The following is a 677-nucleotide window of genomic DNA, read 5'->3' on the forward strand; positions in this document are numbered from 1 at the left end:
ACTTCAACTGTGGCCTCTGGGTGTTTTTGCCCTACTTCTTGGACTTTCTGGTTGAGTTTTTTTTTCCACTGTTCTTGCTCTGTGATCTCCCCTTTGTCATGTGCTGGACGTGGTAGGGCAAAAACACCCAGAGGCCACAGTTGAAGTCTGGGCAATGGATGAACATCGCTTACGGTTAAAAAGCTCTACATTAACTTTTGGTAAAATCCAGTAGTAAGTTTCACCATTATTTGGATTCACAAAGCCGTATAACCATAGCCATTGGTATTTCCAGTTAACATTGGCGATCGCATGACTACCCAACTGAGCCCAGACTCTTCTACATATAGGTTTTAACCCTAAGCGATGTTCATCCATTGCCCAGACTTCAACTGTGGCCTCTGGGTGTTTTTGCCCTACTTCTTGGACTTTCTGGTTGAGTTTTTTTTTCCACTGTTCTTGCTCTGTGATCTCCCCTTTGTCATGTGCTGGACGTGGTAGGGCAAAAACACCCAGAGGCCACAGTTGAAGTCTGGGCAATGGATGAACATCGCTTACGGTTAAAAAGCTCTACATTAACTTTTGGTAAAATCCAGTAGTAAGTTTCACCATTATTTGGATTCACAAAGCCGTATAACCATAGCCATTGGTGGCCGAAAATTCAGGTTTAATTACTCCGATGCTACCGGATTTGATAT

General features: G+C 43.3%; 1 protein-coding gene. It reads right to left on the reverse strand.

Going from position 1 to position 677, the window contains the following annotated elements; genetic code table 11:
- Positions 1-96: 96 nt before the first annotated feature.
- Positions 97-519, reverse strand: coding sequence for a hypothetical protein (locus tag D5R40_RS33605; protein ID WP_124155928.1), 423 nt, complete (start codon positions 517-519; stop codon positions 97-99).
- Positions 520-677: the final 158 nt, after the last annotated feature.

Source organism: Okeania hirsuta, from assembly GCF_003838195.1.
Taxonomy (GTDB): domain Bacteria; phylum Cyanobacteriota; class Cyanobacteriia; order Cyanobacteriales; family Microcoleaceae; genus Okeania; species Okeania hirsuta.